The sequence below is a fragment of the Streptomyces sp. BA2 genome (assembly GCF_009769735.1).
In the GTDB taxonomy this organism is placed as follows: domain Bacteria; phylum Actinomycetota; class Actinomycetes; order Streptomycetales; family Streptomycetaceae; genus Streptomyces.
This window is the reverse complement of sequence record NZ_WSRO01000002.1, coordinates 1,350,657-1,375,899: the sequence shown is the minus strand read 5'-3', so window position 1 is coordinate 1,375,899 and position 25,243 is coordinate 1,350,657. Positions and strand designations below refer to the sequence as shown.

General features: G+C 70.0%; 23 protein-coding genes. 10 read left to right on the top strand and 13 right to left on the bottom strand.

Annotation, left to right across the window (positions count from 1 at the left end):
- Window position 1 precedes the first annotated feature (1 nt).
- The 7 genes from E5671_RS08790 to E5671_RS08760 form a co-directional block, all read right to left on the bottom strand.
- Window positions 2-1,156 carry an aldose epimerase family protein gene (locus E5671_RS08790; protein ID WP_160503280.1) on the bottom strand — a complete coding sequence of 385 codons (1,155 nt, stop codon included), beginning with the start codon at window positions 1,154-1,156 and terminating at the stop codon, window positions 2-4.
- Window positions 1,157-1,190: 34 nt separating this feature from the next.
- Complete coding sequence (gene mmsB / locus E5671_RS08785; protein WP_237330137.1) at window positions 1,191-2,420, bottom strand: multiple monosaccharide ABC transporter permease; 1,230 nt, start codon at window positions 2,418-2,420, stop codon at window positions 1,191-1,193.
- 10 nt (window positions 2,421-2,430) lie between these two features.
- A complete protein-coding gene (mmsA, locus tag E5671_RS08780) occupies window positions 2,431-3,969 on the bottom strand; it encodes a multiple monosaccharide ABC transporter ATP-binding protein (protein WP_160510068.1) in 1,539 nt (512 codons plus the stop codon).
- Window positions 3,970-3,986: 17 nt separating this feature from the next.
- Window positions 3,987-5,120: a multiple monosaccharide ABC transporter substrate-binding protein gene (chvE, locus tag E5671_RS08775; protein ID WP_160503279.1), complete on the bottom strand. Its 1,134-nt coding sequence runs from the start codon at window positions 5,118-5,120 to the stop codon at window positions 3,987-3,989.
- Window positions 5,121-5,123: 3 nt separating this feature from the next.
- Complete coding sequence (locus E5671_RS08770) at window positions 5,124-6,092, bottom strand: hypothetical protein (protein ID WP_160503278.1); 969 nt, start codon at window positions 6,090-6,092, stop codon at window positions 5,124-5,126.
- A gap of 129 nt (window positions 6,093-6,221) precedes the next feature.
- Window positions 6,222-7,241: an alcohol dehydrogenase catalytic domain-containing protein gene (locus tag E5671_RS08765; protein ID WP_160503277.1), complete on the bottom strand. Its 1,020-nt coding sequence runs from the start codon at window positions 7,239-7,241 to the stop codon at window positions 6,222-6,224.
- Window positions 7,238-8,398 (bottom strand): mandelate racemase/muconate lactonizing enzyme family protein, encoded by a 1,161-nt coding sequence (locus tag E5671_RS08760; protein WP_160503276.1) that lies wholly within the window; start codon window positions 8,396-8,398, stop codon window positions 7,238-7,240. The genes E5671_RS08765 and E5671_RS08760 overlap by 4 nt, the downstream gene beginning before the upstream one ends.
- A 280-nt stretch (window positions 8,399-8,678) precedes the next feature.
- Here E5671_RS08760 and E5671_RS08755 point away from each other — a divergent pair, with 280 nt between their 5' ends.
- Window positions 8,679-9,449 carry an IclR family transcriptional regulator gene (locus E5671_RS08755; RefSeq protein ID WP_160503275.1) on the top strand — a complete coding sequence of 257 codons (771 nt, stop codon included), beginning with the start codon at window positions 8,679-8,681 and terminating at the stop codon, window positions 9,447-9,449.
- Here E5671_RS08755 and E5671_RS08750 read toward each other — a convergent pair.
- Window positions 9,446-9,964 (bottom strand): methylated-DNA--[protein]-cysteine S-methyltransferase, encoded by a 519-nt coding sequence (locus E5671_RS08750; protein WP_237330136.1) that lies wholly within the window; start codon window positions 9,962-9,964, stop codon window positions 9,446-9,448. The genes E5671_RS08755 and E5671_RS08750 overlap by 4 nt on opposite strands.
- Before the next feature lie 267 nt (window positions 9,965-10,231).
- On the opposite strand from E5671_RS08750, the gene E5671_RS08745 reads away from it, so the two are divergent.
- Together E5671_RS08745 and E5671_RS08740 are read left to right on the top strand one after the other, a co-directional pair.
- Window positions 10,232-12,253, top strand: coding sequence for an NADPH-dependent 2,4-dienoyl-CoA reductase (locus tag E5671_RS08745; protein ID WP_160503274.1), 2,022 nt, complete (start codon window positions 10,232-10,234; stop codon window positions 12,251-12,253).
- Between the two features lie 59 nt (window positions 12,254-12,312).
- A complete protein-coding gene (locus E5671_RS08740) occupies window positions 12,313-12,852 on the top strand; it encodes a PadR family transcriptional regulator (RefSeq protein ID WP_160503273.1) in 540 nt (179 codons plus the stop codon).
- A 110-nt stretch (window positions 12,853-12,962) separates the two neighbouring features.
- Here E5671_RS08740 and E5671_RS08735 read toward each other — a convergent pair whose 3' ends face one another.
- Window positions 12,963-13,472 carry a hypothetical protein gene (locus E5671_RS08735; protein WP_160503272.1) on the bottom strand — a complete coding sequence of 170 codons (510 nt, stop codon included), beginning with the start codon at window positions 13,470-13,472 and terminating at the stop codon, window positions 12,963-12,965.
- A gap of 169 nt (window positions 13,473-13,641) precedes the next feature.
- Entirely contained in the window at window positions 13,642-14,646 is a 1,005-nt protein-coding gene (locus E5671_RS08730) for a fibronectin type III domain-containing protein (protein WP_336605710.1), read from the bottom strand.
- Window positions 14,647-14,819: 173 nt separating this feature from the next.
- On the opposite strand from E5671_RS08730, the gene E5671_RS08725 reads away from it, so the two are divergent.
- Window positions 14,820-15,557: a glycoside hydrolase family 75 protein gene (locus E5671_RS08725; protein ID WP_160503270.1), complete on the top strand. Its 738-nt coding sequence runs from the start codon at window positions 14,820-14,822 to the stop codon at window positions 15,555-15,557.
- A 63-nt stretch (window positions 15,558-15,620) separates the two neighbouring features.
- On the opposite strand, the gene E5671_RS08720 is transcribed toward E5671_RS08725, so the two are convergent.
- The 3 genes from E5671_RS08720 to dhaK all read right to left on the bottom strand — a co-directional run bounded on the left by E5671_RS08720 (window position 15,621) and on the right by dhaK (window position 17,712).
- On the bottom strand, window positions 15,621-16,031 hold the full coding sequence (locus E5671_RS08720) for a PTS fructose transporter subunit IIA (RefSeq protein ID WP_160503269.1): 411 nt from the start codon (window positions 16,029-16,031) through the stop codon (window positions 15,621-15,623).
- Window positions 16,024-16,632 (bottom strand): dihydroxyacetone kinase subunit DhaL, encoded by a 609-nt coding sequence (gene dhaL / locus E5671_RS08715; RefSeq protein WP_160503268.1) that lies wholly within the window; start codon window positions 16,630-16,632, stop codon window positions 16,024-16,026. Before dhaL ends, E5671_RS08720 begins: the two co-directional genes overlap by 8 nt.
- An 87-nt stretch (window positions 16,633-16,719) precedes the next feature.
- The gene (gene dhaK / locus E5671_RS08710) at window positions 16,720-17,712 is read right to left on the bottom strand and encodes a dihydroxyacetone kinase subunit DhaK (protein ID WP_160503267.1); all 993 of its coding nucleotides are present in this window, start codon (window positions 17,710-17,712) and stop codon (window positions 16,720-16,722) included.
- Window positions 17,713-18,292: 580 nt separating this feature from the next.
- On the opposite strand from dhaK, the gene E5671_RS08705 reads away from it, so the two are divergent.
- Genes E5671_RS08705 through E5671_RS08680 form a run of 6 tightly spaced genes read left to right on the top strand, consistent with a single transcriptional unit; the run spans window position 18,293 to window position 25,174 of the window.
- A complete protein-coding gene (locus E5671_RS08705; protein ID WP_160503266.1) occupies window positions 18,293-19,639 on the top strand; it encodes a hydroxymethylcytosylglucuronate/cytosylglucuronate synthase in 1,347 nt (448 codons plus the stop codon).
- Window positions 19,632-20,618 carry a cytosylglucuronate decarboxylase gene (gene blsE, locus E5671_RS08700; protein ID WP_160503265.1) on the top strand — a complete coding sequence of 329 codons (987 nt, stop codon included), beginning with the start codon at window positions 19,632-19,634 and terminating at the stop codon, window positions 20,616-20,618. Before E5671_RS08705 ends, blsE begins: the two co-directional genes overlap by 8 nt.
- On the top strand, window positions 20,606-21,547 hold the full coding sequence (gene blsF, locus E5671_RS08695) for a CGA synthase-related protein (RefSeq protein WP_336605709.1): 942 nt from the start codon (window positions 20,606-20,608) through the stop codon (window positions 21,545-21,547). Before blsE ends, blsF begins: the two co-directional genes overlap by 13 nt.
- Before the next feature lie 32 nt (window positions 21,548-21,579).
- Complete coding sequence (gene blsG / locus E5671_RS08690) at window positions 21,580-22,755, top strand: arginine 2,3-aminomutase (protein ID WP_160503264.1); 1,176 nt, start codon at window positions 21,580-21,582, stop codon at window positions 22,753-22,755.
- Window positions 22,752-23,930 (top strand): DegT/DnrJ/EryC1/StrS family aminotransferase, encoded by a 1,179-nt coding sequence (locus E5671_RS08685; RefSeq protein WP_160503263.1) that lies wholly within the window; start codon window positions 22,752-22,754, stop codon window positions 23,928-23,930. Before blsG ends, E5671_RS08685 begins: the two co-directional genes overlap by 4 nt.
- Window positions 23,927-25,174 (top strand): ATP-dependent carboxylate-amine ligase, encoded by a 1,248-nt coding sequence (locus E5671_RS08680; RefSeq protein WP_160503262.1) that lies wholly within the window; start codon window positions 23,927-23,929, stop codon window positions 25,172-25,174. Before E5671_RS08685 ends, E5671_RS08680 begins: the two co-directional genes overlap by 4 nt.
- Window positions 25,175-25,243: the final 69 nt, after the last annotated feature.

Below are 25,243 nucleotides of genomic sequence, written 5' to 3'. Positions count from 1 at the left end.
CTCAACGCGCCGAGAAGGTGTGGACGGTGCTCGACCGGTAGGTCTGCCCGGGCCGCAGCACCGTCGAGGGGAACTTCGGCTGGTTGGGGGAGTCGGGGAAGTGCTGGGTCTCCAGGCAGAGGCCGTCGCCCTGCCGGTAGGTGCGCCCCGAGGGCCCGGTGAGGGTTCCGTCCAGGAAGTTCCCGGAGTAGAACTGCACGCCCGGCTCGGTCGTGGCGATCTTCATGGAGCGGCCCGACTCCGGGTCCCGCAGCGTCGCGAAGAGCTCGGGGCGCGTGGTGATGCCCTTGTCCAGGACCCAGTTGTGGTCGAAGCCCTTGGCGGTCACCAGCTGCTCGTGCGAGACCCGGATGTCCTCGCCGACCTTCTTCGCACGCCGGAAGTCGAAGGGCGTGCCCGCCACCTTCGCCAGCTCGCCCGTCGGGATGAGGCCGGAGTCCGTCGGCGTGAACCGGGCGGCGGCCAGGGAGAGTTCGTGGTCGTAGATGCCGCCGCTGCCCTCGCCCGCGAGGTTGTAGTACGTGTGGTTCGTCAGGTTCACCACGGTGGCCTTGTCCGTGGTCGCCGCGTAGTCGATGCGCCAGTCACCGCGGGAGGTGAGGGTGTACGTCACCTTCACCCGCAGCGTGCCGGGGTAACCCATCTCGCCGTCGACGCTCACATACCGCAGGACGAGGCCGACGCCCGTGGACCCGGCGAACGGCTCCACGTCCCACACCCGCGTGTCGAAGCCCTTGGCTCCGCCGTGCAGGCTGTTCTCGCCGTCGTTGACGGAGAGCTGGTGGGTCTTGCCGTCAAGGGTGAAGCGGCCCTTGGCGATGCGGTTTCCGTAGCGGCCGATGAGCGCGCCGAAGAAGGTGGTGCCTGCCGTGTACGCCTCGATGGTGTCGTAGCCGAGGGACACGTTGGTGTACCGGCCGTGCCGGTCCGGGAGTTCGAGGGACTGCACGATGCCGCCGTACGACAGCACCTTCATGCGGGTGCCGCCGTTGGCAAGGGACCAGCGGTACACCTTCGTGCCGTCGGCCAGCTTGCCGAAGAGCTCCTTGGTGGGTGTCCTGCCGGAACCCGGTGACGCGTACGAGGTGCCGGCGACGGTGGCGGTGAGGCCGGCGGCGGCAGCGGTGGCCAGGACGGTACGTCTGCTCGTTTCCATGTACGGCTCCAGACAGATGAGTTGACGGTGAGGACTAGCGACCGACCTTGCGTTTGTTCCAGACGTCGAACCCGACGGCGGCCAGCAGTACGAGCCCCTTGATGACCTGCTGGTAGTCGGTGCCGATGTTGACCAGGGACATGCCGTTGTTGAGGACGCCGAGCACCAGGCCGCCGATCACGGCGCCCATCACCGTGCCGACGCCGCCGCTCATCGAGGCGCCGCCGATGAACGCGGCCGCGATCGCCTCGAGTTCGAAGTTCAGGCCCGCCTGCGGAGTGCCCGCGTTCAGGCGTGCCGCGTACACACAGCCCGCGAGCGCGGCAAGCACACCCATGTTGACGAAGATCAGGAAGGTGACGCGCTTGTCCTTGACGCCGGACAGCTTCGCCGCCGCCTTGTTGCCGCCGAGCGCGTACACGTGGCGCCCGACGACAGCGTTGCGCATCACGTAACCGAGGGCGATGAGGAGGCCGCACATGATGAGCAGCACGACGGGCACACCGTGGAAGCTCGCCAGGGTCAGCGTGAAGGCGATGACCGCGGCGGAGATCGCCACCAGCTTGGTCACCCACAGGCTCGTCGGCGTCACGTCGAGGTCGTAGGCCAGCTGCTGCTTGCGGCTGCGCCATTCGCGGAAGAGCAGGAACGCGACCGTCACGAATCCGAGCACCAGCGTCGGGTTGTGGTACTGCGTGTACGGGCCCATCTCGGGGATGAACCCCTTGGCGATGTTCTGGAAGCCCTCGGGGAACGGCGAGAGCGACTGGCCCTCAAGGACGATCTGCGTGAGACCGCGGAAGAGCAGCATGCCGGCCAGCGTCACGATGAACGACGGGATGCCGACGTACGCGATGAAGAAGCCCTGCCACGCGCCCGCGACCGCGCCGATGAGGAGCGAGAGGACCAGGGCGAGCACCCAGGGCATGTCGTGTTTGACCATCATCACCGCCGACATGGCGCCGACGAAGGCGACAAGCGAGCCGACGGACAGGTCGATGTGCCCGGCGATGATGACGATCATCATGCCGATGGCCAGGATGAGGATGTAGCCGTTCTGCTGAATCAGGTTGGACACGTTGTTCGGCAGGAGCAGCGTGCCGTCGGTCCAGATCTGGAACAGGATGACGATGAAGGCCAGGGCGACGAGCATGCCGTACTGGCGCATGTTGGAGCGCACGCTCTGCAGCAGCAGGTCACGCGCCGACTCCTTGGCGGACGGCGTGGACGACGCGTCACGTGGTGGCGTGGTCGTGGTGGTCATGGCGGATGCCTCAGCTTCTGTTCTTGGTCATGTGGCGCATCAGGAGTTCCTGGGTGGCGTCCGCGCGGTCGACCTCACCGGTCAGCCGGCCCTCGGCCATCGTGTAGATCCGGTCGCACATCCCGAGCAGCTCGGGCAGTTCGGAGGAGATGAAGAGCACCGCCTTGCCCGAGGCCGCCAGCTTGTCGATGACGGTGTAGATCTCGAACTTGGCGCCGATGTCGATGCCGCGCGTCGGCTCGTCGAGGATCAGGACGTCGGGGTCGGCGTGGATCCACTTGCTCAGGACGACCTTCTGCTGATTGCCGCCGGAGAGCCGCCCCACCTGCTCGAAGACGGTGGGGGCCTTGATGTTCATCGACTTGCGGTAGCGCTCGGCGACGGAGCGTTCGTGGTGCTCGTCGACGAAGCCGTCCTTGCGCCGCATGCCGGGCAGCGAGGCCAGGGAGATGTTGCGGTTGATGTTGTCGATGAGGTTCAGGCCGTACTGCTTGCGGTCCTCGGTGACGTACGCGATCCCGGCGTCGACCGCGGCGGGCACGGTCTTGGTCACGACCTCGCGTCCGCCGACGGCCACCGTGCCCGCGACGTATTGACCGTACGAACGCCCGAAGACCGACATCGCGAGCTCCGTGCGTCCGGCGCCCATCAGGCCCGCGATGCCGACGATCTCGCCGCGCCGCACGGTCAGCGACACGTCGTCGACGACCTTGCGCTGGTGGTCGACCGGATGCCGCACTGTCCAGCCCGCCACCGACAGCGCCAGCGAACCCGCGTCCTCGCCCTCGTAGGGCGTGCGGTCGGGGAAGCGGTGGTCCAGGTCGCGGCCGACCATGCCGCGGATGATGCGGTCCTCGGCCACCTGCGGTTCGGACGCGGGAGTCTCGCGGACCGTCAGGGTCTCGATGGTCCGGCCGTCGCGCAGGATCGTCACCGAGTCGGTGATGGCCCGGATCTCGTTCAGCTTGTGCGAGATGATGATGCAGGCGATGCCCTGGTCGCGCAGCTCCAGGATGAGGTCGAGCAGCTTGGCGCTGTCCTCGTCGTTGAGAGCGGCCGTCGGCTCGTCCAGGATGAGCAGCTTCACCTCCTTCGACAGGGCCTTTGCGATCTCCACGAGCTGCTGCTTGCCCACGCCGATGTCGGCGACCGGAGTCTGCGGCTTCTCGCTCAGACCGACCCGCTTGAGCAGCGCGCTCGCCCTGCGCAGCGTGTCGTTCCAGTCGATGAAGCCGCGGGTGCTCTGTTCGTTGCCGAGGAAGATGTTCTCGGCGATGGACAGATACGGGACGAGCGCCAGCTCCTGATGGATGATGACGATGCCGTGTTTCTCGCTGGCGCGGATGTCCTTGAAGGCCATCCGCTCGCCCTCGAAGTGGATCTCGCCGTCGTAACTGCCGTGCTCGTGGACGCCGCTGAGGACCTTCATCAGCGTCGACTTGCCCGCGCCGTTCTCGCCGCAGATCGCGTGGATCTCCCCGGCGCCCACGGTCAGATTCACATCGGAGAGCGCTTTGACGCCGGGGAACGTCTTGGTGATCCCGCGCATCTCCAGTACGGGCCCGCTCACTTGAGCTGCCCAGCCTTGAAGTAACCCTCGTCGACCAGGAGTTGGGTGTTCGACTTGTCGATGCTGACCGGGTCGAGGAGGAAGGACGGCACGGTCTTCTTGCCGTTGTTGTAGTCCTTGGTGTTGTTGACCTTGGGCTTCTTGTCGTTCAGGACCGCGTCGCCCATGGACACCGTCTGCGCGGCCAGCTTGCGGGTGTCCTTGAACACCGTCTGCGTCTGCTCGCCGCGGATGATGGACTTCACCGACGCGAGCTCCGCGTCCTGCCCGGTGATCACCGGCAGCGGCTGGCTCTTGGATCCGTACCCCGCGCTCTTCAGCGCGGAGATGATGCCGATCGAGATCCCGTCGTACGGCGAGAGGACCGCGTCGACCTTCGCGGAGCCGTAGTTCTTGCTGATCAGGTCGTCCATGCGCTTCTGCGCGGTGCCGCCGTCCCAGCGCAGCGTGGTGGCCTGGTTCATCTTCGTCTGCTTGCTGCGGACGGTGAGCTGGCCGCTCTCGAAGTACGGCTGGAGCACCTTCATGGCGCCGTTCCAGAAGTACTTGGTGTTGTTGTCGTCCGGCGAACCCGCGAACAGCTCGATGTTGTGCGCGTTGCCGCCCTTCTCCGGCTTGCCCAGCTTCAGCTTGTCGACGATGTACTGGGCTTCCAGGCGGCCGACGCGCTCGTTGTCGAACGAGGCGTAGTAGTCGACGTGCTCCGTGCCGAGGATGAGACGGTCGTACGAGATCACGGGGATGCCCGCGTCGTGCGCGCGCTGCAGGACCTCGGTGAGCGCGGAGCCGTCGATGGCGGCGACGACCAGGAGGCTGCGCCCCTTGGTGATCATGTTCTCCAGCTGGGCGATCTGGTTCTCGACCTTGTCGTCGCCGTACTGCAGATCGGTCTTGTACCCGGCCTTCTGGAACTGCTTCGCCATGTTGTTGCCGTCGGCGATCCACCGCTCGGAGGCCTTCGTCGGCATCGCGAGGCCGATGGTGCTGCCCTTGCCCTCGTCCGGCTCGTAGCGGCTGCCGCCCAGGGCCTCCTGGCCGCAGGCGGTCAGCGAGCCGAGCAGGACGACGGTGGCCACGGCGGCGCCGAGACGTACTTTTCTCGATATGCGGGTGCTCGTGCGGGTGCTCATGGGTCAGTCCCCTTCCGGGACGGGGAAGCGCTGGAGCTCGCCGGGCAGGCGCGCGCCGAGCGGCGACATCCCGCCGTCCGCGCCGTGCCGGGCGAGCAGGTCGAGGGCGAGACGGCCGCGGCGGACCCGCTCACGGGCGGTGGCCAGGGTGTGGTCGCGCAGGTGGGCACCGTAGGGATAGATGCCGGGGGACTTGCTCAGGCCGAACTTGAGGTAGAGCGGGGCGCCGCGCCTGATCAGCTCGGCCGCCTCGTACATCCGGACGTAGCCGCCGAGGTCGTCGGGCGCCTCGACGTAGAGGTCCATCGGGGCACGGCTGGCCCTGCGGATCTCCGTGAGGTGGTCCAGGGTGAGGTCGGATGGGATGTTGAGGGAGTCGGCGCCGAGCCGCTCGTAGACCGCGTACGAGGCCGGGTTGACCGGGCCGATCAGGGCCGACACCTTGAACGTCGTGTCGGCGGGCAGCACGCCGGCGACGCGCAGCCTGTGCAGCGTCCACAGCACGCCCTCGTCGGCGACGAGCAGGCAGCGCACCCCCAACTCCGTGGCTCGCACGGCATCTTCGACACATCCGGCGAGCGCGTCATGGCCGCGCGAGCGAAGTCCCGCGCCGCCGGAGTCGGTGCGGGTCGCGGCGCCGATGTCCCAGGTGCCGCGCGGCCCGGTGAACAGGCAGAGCTCGATGTCCCGTTCGGCGCAGGCCTCCACCATCTCGGTGATCTCGTCGTCGGAGAGCATCCAGATGCCGCTGCCCTGGCTGATCCGGTGGATCGGCACGTCGAGCCGCGAGCTCTCCTTGAGGACGACGGCCAGCGCCTCGGGCCCCTCCACGGAGGGGATCTCGGTGCGCCAGGTGCCACCGTCGGGGAACGTGTGCGGTGACGCGTCGGCCGGGTCGATGGCGGGTACGGGGTGCCCGATGCGGGCGAGGGCGTCGACGCCAGGGCGGCGGGGTGCTGACGGGCTGGTCACGGGGCTCCCATACGCAGTGAATTCCGCTGTGAATTCTGCTGTGTTCGATATTTCGTACGTTGGTCGGTTCAATGGGTGTACGGCGGTACGGGGGATGCGGGGCGCTGTCACCACGTACCGCCGTACGTCTCAGGGGCGCAGCAGCACCTTTCCGGTCTTCGGGTCGCCGCCGCCGACCAGCGCCACCGCCTCGCCGAACCGCTCCAGCGGGAACTCGTGCGTGATGAGCGGTGCCGGGTCGAGCAGGCCGAGCCCGAAGGCGCGGACCGCGTCCGACCAGGCGGAGGACGGCGCGCCGAAGACACTGCGCACCTCCAGCTGGCTCAGCGAGAGGTGCACCGGATCGATGCCGACGGCGCCCGGAGTGAACATGCCGGTCAGCACCACCCGGCCGCCCCTGCGCGCGAGGAGACAGGACGAGGCAGCCGTGCTCGGCGCCCCCGCGGTCTCCACCACCAGGTCGAAACGGCCGTGGTACGCCTCCGCTTCGGCGGGCGTCAGGCTCTCGCTCGCCCCGAAGTCCAGCGCCTGCCTGCCGCGCTCGGCCCGCGGGTCGATCACGACGAGCTCGCCGGGCGACGAGGCGGCAAGGAGCTGCACCGCGAGCATCCCGAGGGTGCCCGCGCCGACCACCGCGATCCGCTCGCCCGGCCTCGGCCGCCCCGTCCGCACCGCTCCCGCGATGACCGCGGCGGGTTCGAGCAGGGCGGCGGCCGCCAGGTCCGCGTCCGGGTGCAGCAGGTGCAACAGCCGGGCGGGCACGGCCACATGGTCGGCGAAGGCGCCGGGCTCGGTGAACCCGGTCTCCGCGTATCCGCCGCCGCACAGGCTCGTCTCGCCCTCGCGGCAGCGCTCGCAGGTGCCACAGGCGCGGAACCCCTCGGCGACTGTCTTCCGCCCGACGAGCGCCGCGTCGACGCCCTCGCCGGTGGCCTCGACGGTGCCGGACCACTCGTGCCCGGGGATCACCGGATAGCGCACATAGGCGGCGTCCCGATGACCGTCGTAGACCTCGCGGTCGCTCATGCAGATCCCGGCGGCCGCCACCTTGACCAGGACCTCACCGGGTCCCGGCTCGGGCCGCGCGCCGACCGTCAGCCGGTGCGAGCCCGGCCGGTCGACGACGATCGCGCGTGAGTCGCTGCTCACTTCCCGGCCGCCTTGGGGGCGCGCTTCTCCCAGCCCTCGGCCCACAGGTCGAACCGCGCCTGCTGCTGCGGGAACTCGGCCGCCGCGTCCGTGTCGAGCTCGACGCCGAGGCCCGGCTCGTGCGACACCTCGAAGTAGCCGTCGACCACCTGGGGCGCGCCCTTGACCACCTTCTTGATCTCCGCGTCCGCGAAGTCGTTGAAGTGCTCCAGGATCTTGAAGTTGGGCGTGCAGGCGGCGAGTTGCAGCGAGGCCGCGGTGAGCACCGAGCCGCCCACATTGTGCGGGGCGATCAGCGTGTAGTGCGTCTCCGCGGTCGCGGCGAGCTTGCGGGTCTCCAGGATGCCGCCGATGTGGCCGAGGTCCGGCTGGATGATGTCGGCGGCCTGCGACTCGAAGAGCTCGCGGAACTCGATCCGGTCGTGGATGCGCTCACCCGTGGCGATCGGCATGTCCACCTTGGCGGCGACCTTCTCCAGGGCCTTGAGGTTCTCCGGCGGCACCGGCTCCTCCAGCCAGGCGGGCCGGAACGGCGCCATCTCCTTCGCGAGGCGGACGGCCGTGGACGGGCTGAAGCGGCCGTGCATCTCCAGCATCAGCTCGGCGTCAGGGCCGATCGCGTCCCGCACCGCCTCGATCAGCGAGACCGCGTAGGACGTGCCCGCCTGGTCGAGCTCGAAGTGACCGGTCCCGAACGGGTCGATCTTCAGGGCGCGGTAACCACGCTCGACCACGGCCCGCGCGGCCTTGTGGTACGCCTCCGGAGTGCGCTCGGTGGTGTACCAGCCGTTCGCGTACGCCTTGACCTTGTCGGTCACCTTGCCGCCGAGCAGCTGCCAGACCGGCACGCCCAGCGCCTTGCCCTTGATGTCCCAGCAGGCCATCTCCACACAGGCGATGCCCGACATGACGATCTCGCCGGCGCGGCCGTAGTCGCCGTACTTCATCCTCCGCACGAGATCCTCGACCGCGAACGGATCGGACCCCACGATGTGGTTGGCCGCAGCCTCGCGGAGGTAGCCGAGGAGGGCGTCGGTGCGGCCGAGCATGCGGGTCTCGCCGACTCCGGTGAGACCTTCGTCGGTGTGGACCTGGACGTAGGTGAGATTGCGCCACGGCGTCCCCACCACGTGCGTGCTGATTCCCGTAATACGCAAGGCAGTTGCCCCTTGGTTGTTCGGTATTTCGTCACACGTTCGAAATGTTGGCGTGACCGTATTCACGCAGGCGGCAGGGTGTCAATGGGTCGAGCGAAACGGTCTTGGGCCGGGCTCGGGTCCGCAGGTGTGCCCCTCAGACCGTTGCGCGCCGAACGTCGCTGTGGCTAGCCTGTGTTCGTCATATCGATCGTTGACCGAAGTTTCGGACGCATTCGCCGACGCATCCACGGATGCGACCGCGGTCGTGACTTCGGACGCACGGGGTGGGAGGCCGACCATGGGACGACTCGTTCCCGCGGTGACCAGGGCACTGGACATACTGGAGCTGTTCCTGGAGGGCGACGGGACACTGTCCGCCCCCGAGGTCACCCGCAGACTCCAGCTACCGCGGACCACCGTGCACGAACTGCTCACCACCCTCGCCGCCCGCTCGTACCTTGTCCAGATCCCGGACCAGACGGGCCGCTACCGCCTCGGCGTACGCGCCTACCAGCTCGGCAGCCGGTACGCCGAGCAGCTGGATCTGGCCGCCGAGGGCCAGCAGGTGGCCCGGGAGGTCGCGGAGACCTGCGACGAGACCGTCCATGTGGCCGTCCTGGAGGACACGGACGTCATCTACATCGCCAAGGTGGACTCCACGCACGCCGTGCGCATGGTCTCCGCCGCGGGCCGCAAGCTGCCCGCCCACTGCACGTCGGTCGGCAAGATGCTGCTCGCGTCGCTGCCCCCGACCGAGCTCGAAACCCGCCTGGCGGGACGCGAGTTGGTGGCGATGACCCAGAACAGCATCACGGAGCCGGAGGCGCTGCTCTCCGCGCTCGCCGACATCCGGGAGCGAGGCGTCGCGGCGGAGCACCGCGAGTCGAACCCGGACGTGAGCTGCGTGGCCGCCCCGGTCCGCGACAGCGCGGGCCACGTCGTCGCGGCGCTCTCCATCTCCGTGCCGATGATCCGCTGGAGCGAGCAGCGCGAGCAGGAGCTCGCCGAGCTGGCGGCCAAGGGCGCGGGCGACCTCTCGGAGCGCCTGGGCCACCGGGGCGGACGCTAGCCCTTCGCCTCCAGGTCCAGGAGCCGCCGCTTGGCGTCCAGGCCGCCCGCGTACCCGGTCAGCGAGCCGTCGGCGCCGATGACCCGGTGGCAGGGGCGGACGACGAGCAGGGGGTTGCGCCCGATCGCCGTGCCCAGGGCGCGGACCGCGGCGCGCGAGACGCCGAGCTGTTCGGCGAGCTTCCCGTACGTGGTGGTCGTGCCGTACGGCAGGCGCTCAAGGGCGTGCCAGACCCGCTCCTGGAAGTCGGTGCCGACGCCGCTCACGTACTCGATGTCGAAGTGCTGACGCGTCCCGTCGAAGTACGAGCGCAGCTGCCCGGCGATCACGGCGAAGGCCTCGTCGTCGCGCACCCACCCGTCCTGGACGGTGGCGCCGCCCTTCTGCCCCGGCAGGGACAGCGAGGCCAGCGCGGTGCCGCCGTTCGCGGTGGCCGACTCCTGGCCGACCAGCAGCAGCTCACCCAGCGGGCTCTCGACGGTCGTATAGACGGCCTTGGCCATGACCTTGGTCATCAGTTGCTCCCTATGCCCCGGTGGCTTTTCCCCGGTGACACCACAAGTCTGCGGGCTGCGCGGGCGCGCGGCTGGCGGGATTCGGACGCGGCGCTCACGGGAGCACGGAAGCGGTCGCGGGATCAGAAGGTGGCGCCGATCCAGGGTGGGACGGCGGAGTCACGGGCGCGCGTGTGGTCCGTGCCTCGGTTTTATGCAACTAGTTGCACAAAGGGTGGTGCGTCGTCTAGAACGGTCCCGACGACACATCCCGTACGGAGGCCCCGCATGAGCCGCTACCCGAACCTGCTGAACCCCCTGGACCTGGGCTTCACCACCCTGCCCAACCGGGTCCTGATGGGCTCCATGCACGTGGGCCTGGAAGAGGCGCCGGACGGCTTCCGGCGGATGGCGGAGTTCTACGCGACCCGTGCGCGCGGCGGTGTCGGCCTCATCGTCACGGGCGGCATCGCCCCGAACGAGCTCGGCCGGCCCTGGGACGGCGGCGCCAAGCTGACCACCGAGGCGGAGGCCGAGGAGCACGCGGGCATCACGGCCGCCGTGCATGCCGAGGGCGGCAAGATCGCCATGCAGATCCTGCACTTCGGGCGGTACGCCTACCACGAGGGTCTCGTCGCGCCGAGCGCGATCAAGGCGCCGATCAGCCCCTTCGTGCCGCGCGCCCTTGAGGACGACGAGGTCGAGCAGACCATCGAGGACTTCGTGCGCGCCGCCGAGCTCGCCAAGCTCGCGGGCTACGACGGCGTCGAAGTCATGGGATCCGAGGGCTACTTGATCAACGAGTTCATCGCGGCCCCCACCAACCAGCGCGATGACCGCTGGGGCGGCGCCTACGAGAACCGCATCCGCTTCCCCGTCGAGATCGTCCGGCGCATACGCGAGCGCGTCGGCACGGACTTCATCATCATCTACCGCCTCTCCATGCTGGACCTCGTCCCCGGCGGCTCGACCCTCGAGGAGGTCGTCCACCTCGCCAAGGAGATCGAGGCCGCGGGCGCCACGATCATCAACACCGGCATCGGCTGGCACGAGGCGCGCATCCCCACCATCGCGACATCCGTGCCGCGCGGCGCCTACACCTTCGTCACGAAGAAGGTCATGGGCGAGGTCTCCGTACCGCTCGTCACCACCAACCGCATCAACACCCCGGAGATCGCCGAGCAGTTGCTCGCCGACGGCGCCGCCGACATGGTGTCCCTGGCCCGTCCGCTCCTCGCCGACCCGGACTTCGTCGCCAAGGCGAAGGCCGAGCGGTCCGACGCCATCAACACCTGCATCGGCTGCAACCAGGCCTGCCTCGACCACACCTTCAACCTGCAGATCACCTCCTGCCTGGTGAATCCGCGCGCCTGCCACGAGACCGAACTCGTCCTCGCGCCGACCCGGCACAAGAAGCGCGTCGCGGTCGTCGGCGCGGGCCCGGCGGGCCTCGCCTTCGCGGTGTCGGCGGCCGAGCGCGGCCACGACGTCACGCTCATCGACGCGGCCTCCGAGATCGGCGGCCAGCTCAACGTCGCCCGCAAGGTGCCCGGCAAGGAAGAGTTCGACGAGACCCTGCGCTACTTCCGCACGCAGCTCGAACTGCACGGCGTGGACGTCAAGTTGAACACCCGCGCCACCGCCCGGGACCTCGCGGACGCGGCGTACGACGAAGTGGTCGTCGCCACCGGAGTCACCCCCCGCACCCCGGAGATCCCCGGCATCGACCACCCCAGCGTGGTCGGCTACCTCGACGTGCTGCGCGACAGCGCGCCCGTGGGCGAGCGGGTCGCGATCATCGGCGCGGGCGGCATCGGCTTCGACGTCGCCGAGTACCTCACCGACAGCGGCGACAAGGCGAGCCTCGACCCGGCGACGTACTTCCGCCAGTGGGGCGTCGACATGGACTACAAGGACCGCGGCGGCCTGACCGCGCCCGACCGCCCGACCCCGCCGCGCCAGGTCCACCTCCTGCAGCGCAAGACGTCCAAGGTCGGCCAGGGCCTCGGCAAGACCACGGGCTGGATCCACCGCACCGAGCTGCGCCACCGCGGCGTCACGATGGTCGCGGGCGCGAGCTACGACCTCATCGACGACGCGGGCCTGCACATCACGGTCGACGGACAGTCCACCGTCATCCCCGTCGACACGGTCGTCCTCTGCTCAGGACAGGACCCGCGCCGCGACCTGTACGAGGAGCTCCTCGCCGCCGGGCACAGCGCGCACCTCATCGGGGGCGCGGACGTGGCGGCCGAGCTGGACGCCAAGCGCGCCATCAAGCAGGGCACGGAGCTGGCCGCGGCCCTGTGACGCCCATGGCCCCGTGACGCCGGGCGCCCGCTCCGGACGCCGTACCTAGGATGGCCGCCATGTCACTCCCGCACGCGATCCTCACCGCCCTGCTAGAGAAGCCTTCGTCGGGGCTTGAGCTGACCCGCAGGTTCGACAAGTCGATCGGTTACTTCTGGTCGGCCACGCACCAGCAGATCTACCGCGAGCTGGGAAAACTGGAGCGGGACGGGGCCATCCGCGCCCTTGAGCAGCAGCAGGCGACCCGCGGCCAGAAGAAGGAGTACGAGGTCCTGCCCGCGGGCCGCGCCGAGCTCGCACGCTGGACGGCCGCGAGCCAGGACCCCAAGCCGTTGCGGGACACGCTGCTGCTGCGCCTGCGGGCGGCGGCGGTCGTCGGCACGCAGGGCATCGAGGAGGACCTGCACCGCCATCTCGCCCTGCACCGGCGGCAGTTGGCCGAGTACGAAGAGATCGAGAAGCGTGACTTCCCGCCGGGGAAGGACGCGGTGGAGGACCGGCTGCGGCATGTGGTGCTGCGGGCCGGGATCGACCTGGAGACGTTCTGGACGCAGTGGCTGGAGCGGACGCTTGCGGAGCTCGGGACGCCGGATGCCTGATGCCTGACGCCGGAGGCCTGATGCCCGAGGCCTGACGCCCGTGTGAACGACGGCTGCCGCCGGACCGACACGAGTCGGGACCGGCGGCAGCCGCTTCTCGTGGCCCTGGATCAGAGCCGGTGCTGCGCCCCGCGGCGACGCAGGTACCAGGCGCCACCACCGCCCGCGGCCAGGACCACGAGGGCCCCGCCCGCGGCGAGCGTGAGGGTGCCGTAGTCCTCGCTGCCGCCCCCGAGACCGCCCCGGACGCCGCGCGGGGGCGCCGTCGTGGAGCGGGTGGTCGGCGATGCTCCGACGGTGACCGTCTGTGAACCGGCCGTCGTACCGTCCTCGCAGATCACAGCCACCGTGTGCATGCCGGTGCTGACGTTCTGCCAGGAGGCGCTGCCGCCCGTCAAGGCCATTTGCCTGCCTTGGGCGAAGCTCGCCTGACCGTTGCTCATCAGCGAGGCTTCGCCTCCGTCGGGACACGCCGCCGTGGTCACCGTGACCGTCGATCCCGTGGCGGTCACCGTGATCCCTGCGGCGGCGAACGCCGACGGAGCGGTCAGTGCCAGCGGAAGCGCAGCTGCGGCGGCGATGGTCAGGCCGGAGCGGACGAGTATCTGAGTAGTGCGCATGAGTCTGCCCTCCGGTGGCACGGGAGGCGGTACATCCCATGCGCCGCCGGGGGTAGGGAAGCGCCCGTGCTACCTGACGACGAGCCAACGTGCCATTCGCCCCGGCCGCATGCGGACAGCCACCGGGCAGGTGACGGAGTACTTCGTACGGCCGACAGCTGCCCCGGCGTCAAGGGCGTCGGCCGGTGGTGACCGTCCGTTCGGGGGAGTAGCCGCCCCAGGTCCCGTCGGGGAGCTTCGCCCGGAGCTTCACGCGGTGGGTGTCACCCGCCTCCTTGCCCACGTAGAAGCTGTGCGTGGCCTTCTTCCGGGGCGCTGTACCGCCGAACACCAGCGAGGTGGCGTTCTTCCCGTCCAGGTGGATCTGATACTCCGCCACCGCGCCGCCGGTGTGCGGTGGCGTCCACGCCAGGTCGATGTAGTACGCCCCGTCGGCCTTGTGCGTCGTGGCGCGGAAGTCCGTCGGCGCCGTGCCCCGCCCGTCGTCCCGGCCCGCCGCGGTGGTGAGAGAGACGGCGCGGCTCGCGGGAGACGCGTTGTCGGCCGCGTCGAGCGCCTTGACGGTGAAGCGGTAGGCCGTGCCCGGCCGCAACCCCGTGACGAGGGTCCGGTGCTCGCTCCCGCCCACACTGTGGATCTTCGATGTCCCCTGATAGATCTCGTACGAGGCCACCCCCTGGTCGTCCTTCGACGCGCCCCAGGACAGCGTCACCGCCCGGCTCCCCTCGACCGTGCCCCGCGGTGCGCCGGGCCGGGAGGGCGGCTCGCGGTCCGCGGTGGCCGCGGCGGGCGTGGTGACCGTCAGTTTCTTGCTGGCCGGACCGACGTTCCCCTCGGCGTCGCGGGCGCGGACGGTGAAGGTGTAGGCGGTGGAAGGCTTCAGGCCGACGACGTCCACCATGTGCTTGCCGCCCGGCACGCGCTCGACCCTGTTGGCGCCCCGGTACACGTCGTAGCCGGTGACTTCGGTGTCGTCCGTCGCCTGGTTCCACATGACGTGGGCGGTGGTGGCGCTGCCCGCCTGGACCGTGACGCCTCGGGGAGCGGCAGGGGGCGCCACGTCCTTCGTGTCCTCGCCGCCGCTCCATGCGCAGGCGGTGAGGGTGCAGGCGGTGACGGTGAGAAGGGCGGAGAGGCGGGTGAAGCGGGTGGACAGGTGGGGGGTCCGTCGCACGGTCGTGCCTTCCACTCGGGCGGCATTGGTCCGGACCTATTTGACACAGGTGTCGGGTGCACATCAAGGGGTGCGCGTGCACCGTCCGGCCCTTGAGCAGTGGCCGGGCCGTGCGACTCGGGACAGATTGGGGTGTCTGTCCGTCAGTTTCCTCTTGGGGAAGGTCTTTTCTCGTGCGTACCAGAACCGCGGCGCTCGCCGCCGTCGCCACAGCCGCCCTGCTCGGCCCCGCGTCCCAGCCCGCATCGGCCTATCCGCAGGAGAGCGAGCCGAGCATCAAGTCGGTTGAGGCAGAAGGAAGTTCGGCCGCTCCGGCCCGCCAGGAGGGAACCGTGTCCGCTGCCGCCCTCCTGGCCAAGGCCGGAACCTGTCAACAGGTCTCGCGCGGCAAGTACCGAACGGACGACGGAGCCCCCGCGAACATCCCCGTCTGCGGCAAGCGGGGCGCGGTGTTCTGGAAGGCCGACATGGACATCGACTGCGACGGCCGGCCGGGCATGGCCTGCAACCGGCGCACGGACCCCCTGTTCCAGGACGCCACCGCGTTCCAGGAATCCAACGGCCGCCAGCTGAGCGCGGAAAGCCTCCCGTACGTCGTCGTGCCGGGCGCGAGCCAGCTCTGGAGCCACACGAAGCACGGCATCACGGGCGGCTCGGTGGCCGCCGTGATCTATGGGGGCAAGGTCCTGTACGCCGTCGTCGGCGACACGGGGCCCACCGACCTCATCGGCGAGGCGTCCTACGCGGCGGCGAAGTCGCTCGGCATCCGCCCCGACCCCAGGTCGGGCGGCACCGACGCGGGCGTCACCTACATCGTCTTCAACGGCCCCAAGGCGTCCCCCATCGAGGATCACCGGGCCGCGGTCACCCGAGGTGACGCGCTGGCCCGGCAGTTCCTCAGCCAGAACTGAACGTGCGGAGCGGACCGTGGAGAACTCACCGGCCGGAACTGCCCGTCCAGCACCGGCCCGGCTTCACTCCTTCCGGTAGGAGTACGCCTCCGCTGCCGCGGCCTCCACCGCCGCGAGGTCGGCGCCCGCCGACGCGGCCACCACCGCCGCGACCGCGCCCTCGACGAAGGGGGCGTCCACCAGGCGGGCGCCCTCCGGCAGCTCGTCGCCCTCGGCGATCAGCGCCTTCACGGTCAGCACCGCGCTGCCCAGATCGGTGAGGATCGCGACGCCCGCACCGCCGTCCACCTTCGCGGCCGCCGCGGCGATGAGCTCCGAGCTCGTGCCGAGGCCGCCGTCCTCGGTGCCGCCCGCGCCGGCCACGGGCGCTGTCGTCCCGCCGCCCGCGAGCCCCGTGGCGAGCGCGGCGACGGATTCGGCGACGGGCCCGCTGTGCGAGACGAGGACGATGCCGACCAGCTTGTCGTCACTCACGGCCGGCCTCCGCGGTCTCTACGAGTGCGTCGAACAGGAGCGCCGACGAGGTCGCCCCGGGGTCCTGGTGCCCGATGCTGCGTTCGCCCAGATAGCTGGCCCGCCCCTTGCGCGCCTGGAGAGGCGTCGTGGCCAGGGCGCCTTCGTTGGCGGCGTCGCGCGCCGCGCGGAACGACTCCGTGAGCGCGTCGACCGCGGGGACGAGCGCGTCCAGCATGGTCTTGTCGCCGGGCGCCGCGCCACCGAGCGCGCTGACGGCGTCGACGCCCGCGCGCAGCGCGCCGGCGAACTCCTGCTCGCTCACCTCGGCGGCGTCACCGAGAGCCTTGCCGGTACGCCGGAGCAACGTCCCGTAGAGCGGCCCGGACGCACCTCCCACGGTCGAGATCAACTGCCGTCCCGCCAGGGTGAGTACGGCCCCCGGCGTGGCCGGCGCCTCCTTCTCCAAAGTGGCCACCACGGCGGCGAACCCGCGCTGCAGATTGCTGCCGTGGTCGGCGTCACCGATCGGCGAGTCCAGCTCTGTGAGGCGCTCAGCCTCCCGGTCGACGAGTGCGGCGGCCGAGGCCAGCCAGTGACGGAGGAATGCGGCGTCGAGCACGGAAACTCCTTGCGCGATAGAACAGTTGGGCAGTGTGAAACAAGTGACACGAGTGGTACGTGGTGACGGCGGGGGACCTGATACGGATCACATACCCCAGCGAAGCCCCGCGGTACGCACCGGGGCGTTCCAGAGCCGCAGCAGCTCCTCGTCGACCTGGCACAGGGTGACGGAGGCCCCGGCCATGTCCAGCGAGGTCACGTAGTTTCCGACCAGCGTGTGGGCCACGACGACGCCGCGCTCGGTGAGGACACGCTGGGCCTCGGCATTGAAGCCGTACAGCTCCAGGAGGGGAGTGGCCCCCATGCCGTTGACGAGCACGAGCACGGGATTGCGGGGCTGCAGATCCTGGAGCACGACGTCCACGGCGTAGTCCGCGATCTCGCTGGACGTCATCATCGGGCGCCGCTCACGCCCCGGCTCGCCATGGATGCCGACGCCCAACTCCAGCTCGCCGGACGGCAGATCGAAGGTGGGGCTGCCCTTGGCGGGAGTGGAACAAGCGCTGAGCGCGACCCCGAAACTCCGCGTGTTCTCGTTCACCTGCCGCGCGATCGCCTCGACCCGCTCCAACGGCTGGCGCTCGTCGGCCGCGGCCCCCGCGATCTTCTCCACGTAGAGCGTCGCGCCGGTCCCGCGCCGCCCCGCCGTGTACAGGCTGTCGGTGACGGCCACGTCGTCGTTGACGAGCACCTTGGCGACCTGAATACCCTCGTCCTCGGCGAGCTCGGCGGCCATGTCGAAGTTGAGGACGTCACCCGTGTAGTTCTTCACGACGAACAGCACCCCCGCCCCGCTGTCCACGGCCGCCGCGGCCCGCACCATCTGATCCGGCACGGGCGAGGTGAACACCTCACCGGGACAGGCGGCCGACAGCATCCCCGGCCCCACGAACCCTCCGTGCAGCGGCTCGTGCCCGGATCCCCCGCCGGAGACGAGGGCGACCTTCCCGTCGACGGGAGCGTCCCTGCGCACGATCACGCGATTCTCCACGTCGATCGTCAGATCAGGATGCGCTGCCGCCATACCCCGCAGCGCGTCCGCTACGACCGTCTCCGCGACGTTGATCAGCATCTTCACGGGTACCTCCTGGTGACATCGGCAAGGCTGGGCGTTGCTGGGATTCGCGGTCCCGAGGTCAGTATCAAGGCAGTGGTGTCAGGATGCGCGAACCTCCGGGGAAAGGCGCTCGTCGGCCGTGCGGACCGGGGCGCGGGGGCGCCCATGACGCGGCATGTGCCAGTGGCCTCTTTCGGCCGTTGTTGAAGGGTGTCCTCCTGACGGTCTTCGGCCGTCGGAACGGCTTGTTGGGGAGGGTTTCCGGCCCCTCTCCGGTCACGTGCACAGTCGGTGGGCCCTAGGGGCGGCGGGGCTTGGGACGTGCCGTTCGGGTGAGCAGGGACCAGGCGTCCGGGCGTCTTATTGCGATCGGTTCGCAACTACTTTGTGATGGCGAGAAGGTGACCGGGTGGCCTTTGCGCCGCACGGGGCCAGGGGTGATCGTGTGGGAAGCGGAGGGGTCCCCTCTCCGGCAGGAGCCTGCCGCGGTCGACCGCTGTGGCGCGGCTCGAATGCACCCTCATCCCGACGTGACATTCCCTCCCCGCACTCACCCGACAGGGGCCACACCCCGGCCCCGGCAAGGGAGTTGGACAGAACGATGCATGGTGTACGCCCTCCGGATCCGCGAGATGTCCGGGAGAAACCCGTCCCCGCCCCGGGCGCACCCGCCGCGACCGCCGGCTCCGCTCCGGTCACCGTCGCCGTCGCGGGCGCCGAGTTCGGCTGGGGAAGCTCCGGCAAGCTGAGCGCCGTCCTGGCCGCGCTGCGCGAACGGTCCGCCCGTCCGCTGAGGTTCGTCGGCCTCGCCTCCGGCCTCGGACGGCCGCTCCTGGCTCAGCACGCGGTCGACCGCTGGTACGACCTGCCGGACGGGGCTCCCGAGGGGGAGCGGACCGATGCCGTGGCGAAGGTGGTGGAGGCGGAGGGGATCGACGCGGCCGTCGTCGTGCTCGACGGTCCCGCGGCCATGGCCCTGGAAGCAGCGGGCGTGCCGACCGTGTTCGTGGACAGCCTGCCGTTCCTGTGGACCGAGGGCGACCTCGCCGAACTTCCGCTGGAGGTCTCCCTCTACTGCGCGCAACAGTGCGTCGAGTTGCCGCGGGAGTGCATCGGCGTACTCGGATCCGTAACGGAACTGCGCTGGGTCGAAGCCGTCATCGGTGCTCCCCCCGAGGCTCCGTTTCCCCGGCGGAGCCGTCCGGAACCGTTCCGGCGCGCCCTGGTGAACCTGGGTGGCCTGCGCGCCCCCGACCTGGCCGACTGGACGCGCTATCCGGAGATCGTCGTGCCCGCGGTGCTCGAAGCCCTCGACACGTACGGGGCTCATGAGGCGCATGTGGCGGGCAATCTGCCCGCCGATCTGGCCGAGCGGCTCCGTGCGGCGAGCGGCGACGCGGACCTCAGCGTCACGGCGGGGTCGCTCTCCCACGCCGAGTTCCTCCACCGGCTCGCCACCTGCGACGTTCTGCTGACCTCGCCGGGCCTGACCACCTTGCTGGAGGCCGGCAGTCTCTCGGTGCCCACCGTCTGCCTGCCGCCGCAGAACCTCAGCCAGATCTTCAACGGCCGCTTCCACAGCCGGGCCGTCCATGCCGACGTCAGAGTCGTCTGGCCGCCGGAGGTCTTCGCCGAGGACGAGGCCCTGGCCCGCCGATCGCAGGGCGAGGATGCGGCCCTCCGGATCATCTACGGGGGTATCACCTCCGCTGCCGATGCGGGCGATGCCCCGCGTTTCGTGACCGCCGTACGTGACGGCGTACTTGAGACTCTGCGGCGCGCCTCGTCCGGCGCCGACTGGGGAGGCCTCGCCGCCCAGGTCGGTACCCGTGGCGCCGCACAGGTGGCCGAGGCCCTGCTCGACGTACTCGACAGGGAGCCGCGCCCCGGCCCCGCCGCGTTCTCGGTTCCGCGTACCGTCCAGGAAGGCATCGACGTACATGACTGAGCGTCAGCGCTATCTCTTCATCAGGATCCTGGAAGCCTGCAACGCGGACTGCTTCATGTGCGAGTTCGCGCTCTCCCGTGACACGTTCCGCTTCTCGCTGGAGGACTTCGCCGACCTGCTGCCCAAGGCCCGTGAAGCCGGAGTGGCCTACGTACGGTTCACCGGCGGCGAACCGCTCATGCATCAGGACATCGTCGAGCTCGTGCGGATGGGCACGGACGCGGGGATGAAGATGTCCATGATCACCAACGGCATGATGCTGCCGAAGAAGGCCCCGCTCCTCGCCGAGGCGGGTCTCGCCCAGGTGATCGTCAGTCTCGACGGCGGCTCCGCCACGACGCACGACGTCTACCGGCGTTCCCCCGGCATGTTCGACAACGGCCTGCGAGGACTGCGCGACGCCGCTGCCCTCGGTGTCCTTCCCCGGGTCAACACCGTGGTCGGGCCGCACAACTACACGGAGATGCCTGACCTGCAGAAGGTGCTCACCGAGGCCGGCGTCAAGCAATGGGAGCTCTCCGCCCTGAAGTTGGAGCGCTCCATCACCTACCCCGACCCCGGTCATGTGCGCGCGGTCTGCGATCCGATCTACGACGCGGACCCCGACACCCTCCTCGTGCCGCTCGGCAAGCGCTTCTACGGAGACACCCGTGAGGAACAGGAGCGCTATTTCGCGGAGTCACTGACCCCGCGCGCGTCGGAACCCCTGTGCCATGTCGTGGACGACGTGATCTACATCGACGGCAAGTACGGGCGCATGTACGCCTGCAGCTGTCTCCCGCACCGCGAAGGGGAGGACCTGGGCGGTGCCCCGCTGCGCGAAGGCGGCGCCATCCAACTGGACACGCCGGTCTTCCGGACCCATGCGGACTTCTTCCGCGAGCGGGGACCCGACATGTGCGGCGGCTGCTCCACCACGGCCGCCGGCTACAGCGACGACGTCGCCCGGCTCGGGGCGGCGGCGCCGTGGCAGTACTGAGCCCCGGCGGGCCCGCCCCGCTGCCGTCAGGTCCCGCCCCGCGCCGGGTGCTCCTCGTGTCGCGGGACGAGGAACTCGACTCGCTGCTCGCCGGGCGGCGGATCGCCGCGCACCTGGGCGAACTTGAGCGGACCGGGACCGAGGGCGGCCCGGGTGGCGACGGGCCGCCGCCGGACGTGGCCCTGGTTTGCGACGACGATGCCGCCACCCGCCGCCTCCTCGCCCTGGGCGTACCGGTCGTGCGGTTGTCCTCGGGGCACCGCGGCACCGTCACCCCCCTGGCGGAAGGGGCCGAGGGAGCACTGCACCGTGTGCACCGCCCGGCATGGCTCCCGGGCCCGTGGCCCGCGACACCGGACGGCACGCGCACCACCGGGGTACTCGCGCCCGCACGCATGACGCGCGGGCGCCGGCGGAGCGGCACCCTGCTGCTGCTCTCGCTGTGGGGCGTGCCGGCCGGGGACGCGGACGCGTTCACCTCCGGGGCGCTGCGGCAGCTCGCCGCGGAGGCGGTGCGCCGCACCCAGCGGTGCGAGGTGGTCTGCGACATGCGCGTCGAGAGTGTGCGTGACACGCTCGAAGGGCTCGATGGCGTACGGGTCCGACGCGCCGCCGACACCGACGTCGACGCCCTGCACGCGGACGCCGAACTGCTCCTGGCCACCCCGGTCTTGGGCGCCGTGGCGCTGGCCCAGGCCCGCCGCGCGCCGCTCGTCTTTCTGCCGCCTCTCAGCGACACGCAGCGCGACCTGGCCGACAGGGTCGCCCGTGCGGCCCCCGTCCCCCTGGCCGCCGATCCAGGAAACCCCTCCCTCTGGGACCCCGAAAAGCCGGACCCGTGGTCCGCGCTCGACGGCATCACGGACGACCTGCGGGGCGCACAGCGCGTCGCCCGCACCCTGCGCCAGCTCTCCCTCGCACCCCTGTGACAGGTCACTCACCCGCCGAACCTGGAGACACCATGCCCCACACTCCTGGAGCAACAGAAGCGGACCGCCACCCCGTTCCGGACCGGCCGGAGCTCCCCGAGATCACCGAAACGGAGTGGAACGACTGGCGCTGGCACATGCGCAAGCGTGTCACCAACGTCGACAAGGCACGGCAGTGGATCAACCTCACCGCCGACGAGGAACAGGCCATCGACAAATCGGCGGGCAAATACCGCTGGAGCGTCACCCCCTACTACGCGTCCCTGATGGACCCGGACGACCCCACCTGCCCGATCCGGCAGCAGGCCGTCCCCGCGCTCGGTGAACTCGCCGAGTTCAGCGGCGCCGAGGTCGACCCCGTCGGCGACATGTTCTACCGCAAGACCAACCGGGTGGTGCACAAGTACCCGGACCGGGTGATCATGCTGATCACCGAGGCCTGCCCGGTCTACTGCAGGCACTGCACACGCAAGTTCCACACCACCGACGTCGACGGCAGCTACTTCCGCGACAACGAGGGCGAGTCCTTCGAGGAGGACCTGCGCTACATCGCCGAACACCCCGAGATCCGGGACGTGTTGCTCACCGGCGGCGACCCGCTCTCGTACCGCGACGGCAAGCTGGAGGAGATCATCTCCGGCCTCCGGGCGATCCCCAGCGTGGAGATCATCCGCATCGGCAGCCGCTTCCCGGTACTGCTGCCCCAGCGCGTCACGGACGAACTCTGCGAAATGCTCGCGCGCTACCACCCGGTCTGGCTGAACACGCACTTCAACCATCCCAAGGAGATCACCCCCGAGTCCGCCGCCGCGGTCGACCGACTGCTGCGCCACGGCATCCCGGTGGGGAACCAGACCGTGCTGCTTCGCGGCGTCAACGACGACGTCACGACGATGCGCACGTTGATGACCGAGCTGCTCCGCATCAGGGTCCGGCCGTACTACCTCTACCACTGCGACAACGTCACCGGCGTGTCCCACTTCATGACCTCCATCGAGAAGGGCTGGGAAATCATGGAGGGCCTGCAGGGACACATCACCGGCTTCGGCGTACCGCAGTACGTACTGACGACGAAAATCGGCAAGATCCCCATCGCCCAGCCGTACTTCTCCCGCGTTCCCGAAGGCCTGCTGCTCCGCAACTACCGAGGCCAGGAGATGGTCGTCGACGCCTCGGTGCACCCCATCACGGAGGCTGACGCGACATGACCCTCGACAAACGGCTCGGGCTGCGCTTCCTCCCCTACGGCGCCAACTACCTCGACTGGCCCGACATGCACGAACTGCGTGCGGCGATCGAGCAGGGCGTTCTCTTCCGCTACCAGACGGAGACCGAGAGCATCGCGTCCCGCCTCGAACGCCGGGTCGGGGAACGGCTCGGCGCGGGTCATGTGCTCGCGGTGCACAACTGCACCGAGGCGCTGCGGCTCGCCCTGGTCTCCACCCGCCCGCGCGTCGGTGACGTCGTCCACATACCGGCGGTCACGTTCGTCGCCGTGGCGGGCGCCGTCCTCTCCAGCGGCCTCATCCCGGTCCTGGTGGACGTCGACGAGTCGCTCTCCATGGACACCTCGCTGATCCCCGACGGCACCCAACGGGCCATCGTCGCCCACATGGAGGGCACCGTCGCGCCCCTGCCCGACGGCGTCCCGTACGTCATCGAGGACAGCGCCCAGGCGCTCGGCGCCACCTTCCCCGACGGGCGGCACACCGGCACCCGTGGCTACGCGGGCACCTTCAGCTTCCACCACAACAAGGTGCTCACCTCGGGGGAGGGCGGCCTGCTCGTCACCAACGAACCGGCCGCCTGGGAGACGATGCGCTGCTACCACGACCACGGCTCTGCCCGGGTGCCCGGCCGCTACCCCACCTGGAACGAGGACGCCTACTACGGCGAGAACCTGGTCACCAGCGAGGAGGTCGCGGCGATCCAGTACCAGCAGTTCCGCCACCTGGACGAGGTGCTCTCCGGCCTGGAGCGCCACCACGCCATCGCCATGGACGAACTGCCCGACCGCACCGGCCTCGACGTCCTGCCCCGCGCGGCGGGCGACGTGAAGATCAGTCTCCGGTTCCGTTGCGAGAGCCGGGAGTTACGTAATGCCGCCGTGTCCGCCCTCACCGAGCGTGGCATCGCCAACTGGACGCTCAACAAGTACCTGTTGCCCGACCACCCCGTGGTCGCCGGACGGCGTTCGCTCTACGCCGACGGCTTCCCCTGGAACCTCGCCCCCGACCAGCCGCTCGCTCTCAGCCGCGACGGGTTCGCCAGGACCCGGGACCTCCTCGACCGCACCCTGTGCGTGCCGCTCTCGCCGGAACTCTCCGAAGCCGAACAGGTCCTCGCGGTCAAGTCGGTCCGCCAGGCATTGGAGACCGCGTGAACGCGCCGCCGCCGGTGCTCCTCATGGCCGACGACCGCGCCTCCACCTTCACTCGGTACGCGGTGGACGCCCTGCCCGGCCGACTGGCTCTGCTGCGGTTCGCCTCCGCGCGCAAGGACCTCACCGATGAGTACGTACGGCAGACCGCGCACATCCCCGCGTTCTGGGTGAACGAGCGGCTGCCCCTGGAGGAGGAAGCGGCCCGCTACCGCGCCTGGGCCGCTGAACTGCCCGTGGCACCCACGCGGTTCTGCAACCCCTCCGAGCCGCGCCAGCACATCGCCCAGCGGTTCGCCTCGCTGGCAGGCCTGCCGCACCTGACGGAACGTCAAGTGAGCTGGGTGCGCGACAAGGCGGCGATGAAGGACAAGTTCCGCGAGCTCGGCCTGCTCACCGCACGGTATGCGCGCGTCTCCACGGTGGACGAGGTGGAGGAGTTCGCCGCGCGGTGCGGCTGGCCCGTCGTACTGAAACCCGTGGACTCCTTCGCCTGCGTCGACACCTTCCGGCTCACCGGCCCCGAGCAGCTGCCCGACCTGGCCGTCAACGGCCGCTCCTGGCTGGTCGAGGAGCATCTGGGCGGCACGGAGTGGGAGGTGTGCGCGCTCATCCACGCGGGCGAGGTCCTTGACGCGTGGCCGAGTGCGATGCCGTGCCGTCCGCTGGACATCGTCGACGGCGCGATGAACGCCAACATCAGTGTCGCCACCGATGAGCGGCCGCCGGTCGACCTGCGGGGCATGCTCCAGCGGATCGTCACCGGCATGGGGATCGACCACGGGTACGCGCACATGGAGTTCTTCGTCGTCGGCGGCGAGGTCTACGCGGGGGAGATCGGGGTCCGGCTCGCGGGCTGCGAGATAACCGCCAACCACGGGTACGCGTACGGCTTCGACGTGTTCGGCGCAACGCTGGACGTCTACCTCGGCCGCCGCCCCGCCCTCGAGTATTTCGGGCGCTGCTGCGCGGGCGACCTGCTGCTGCCGCTGCCGGGCTCGGGGACCGTGCACCGGATCACCCCCGAGGAGGAACTGCTGCGGCTGCCCGGGGTCGTCAAGAGCGTCCTCCGGTTCAGCGAAGGGGACCTCGTGGAGGCGCGGCGCGCCTCGCACAACGCGTCCGGATACGTCCACGTGACCGGAGGGTCGATCGCCGAGGTGGAAAAGCGCATGCGCGGCATACTCGACGCCTTCACGATCGAAGTGATCACCCAGACACCGGCGGCCAGAACGCTCCAACGCTGAACCGCCCTTCATCACCGGCCTGCCCCGCTCCCCGGCACTCGCGCGCCGCCACTCGTACGCCCGCAACGG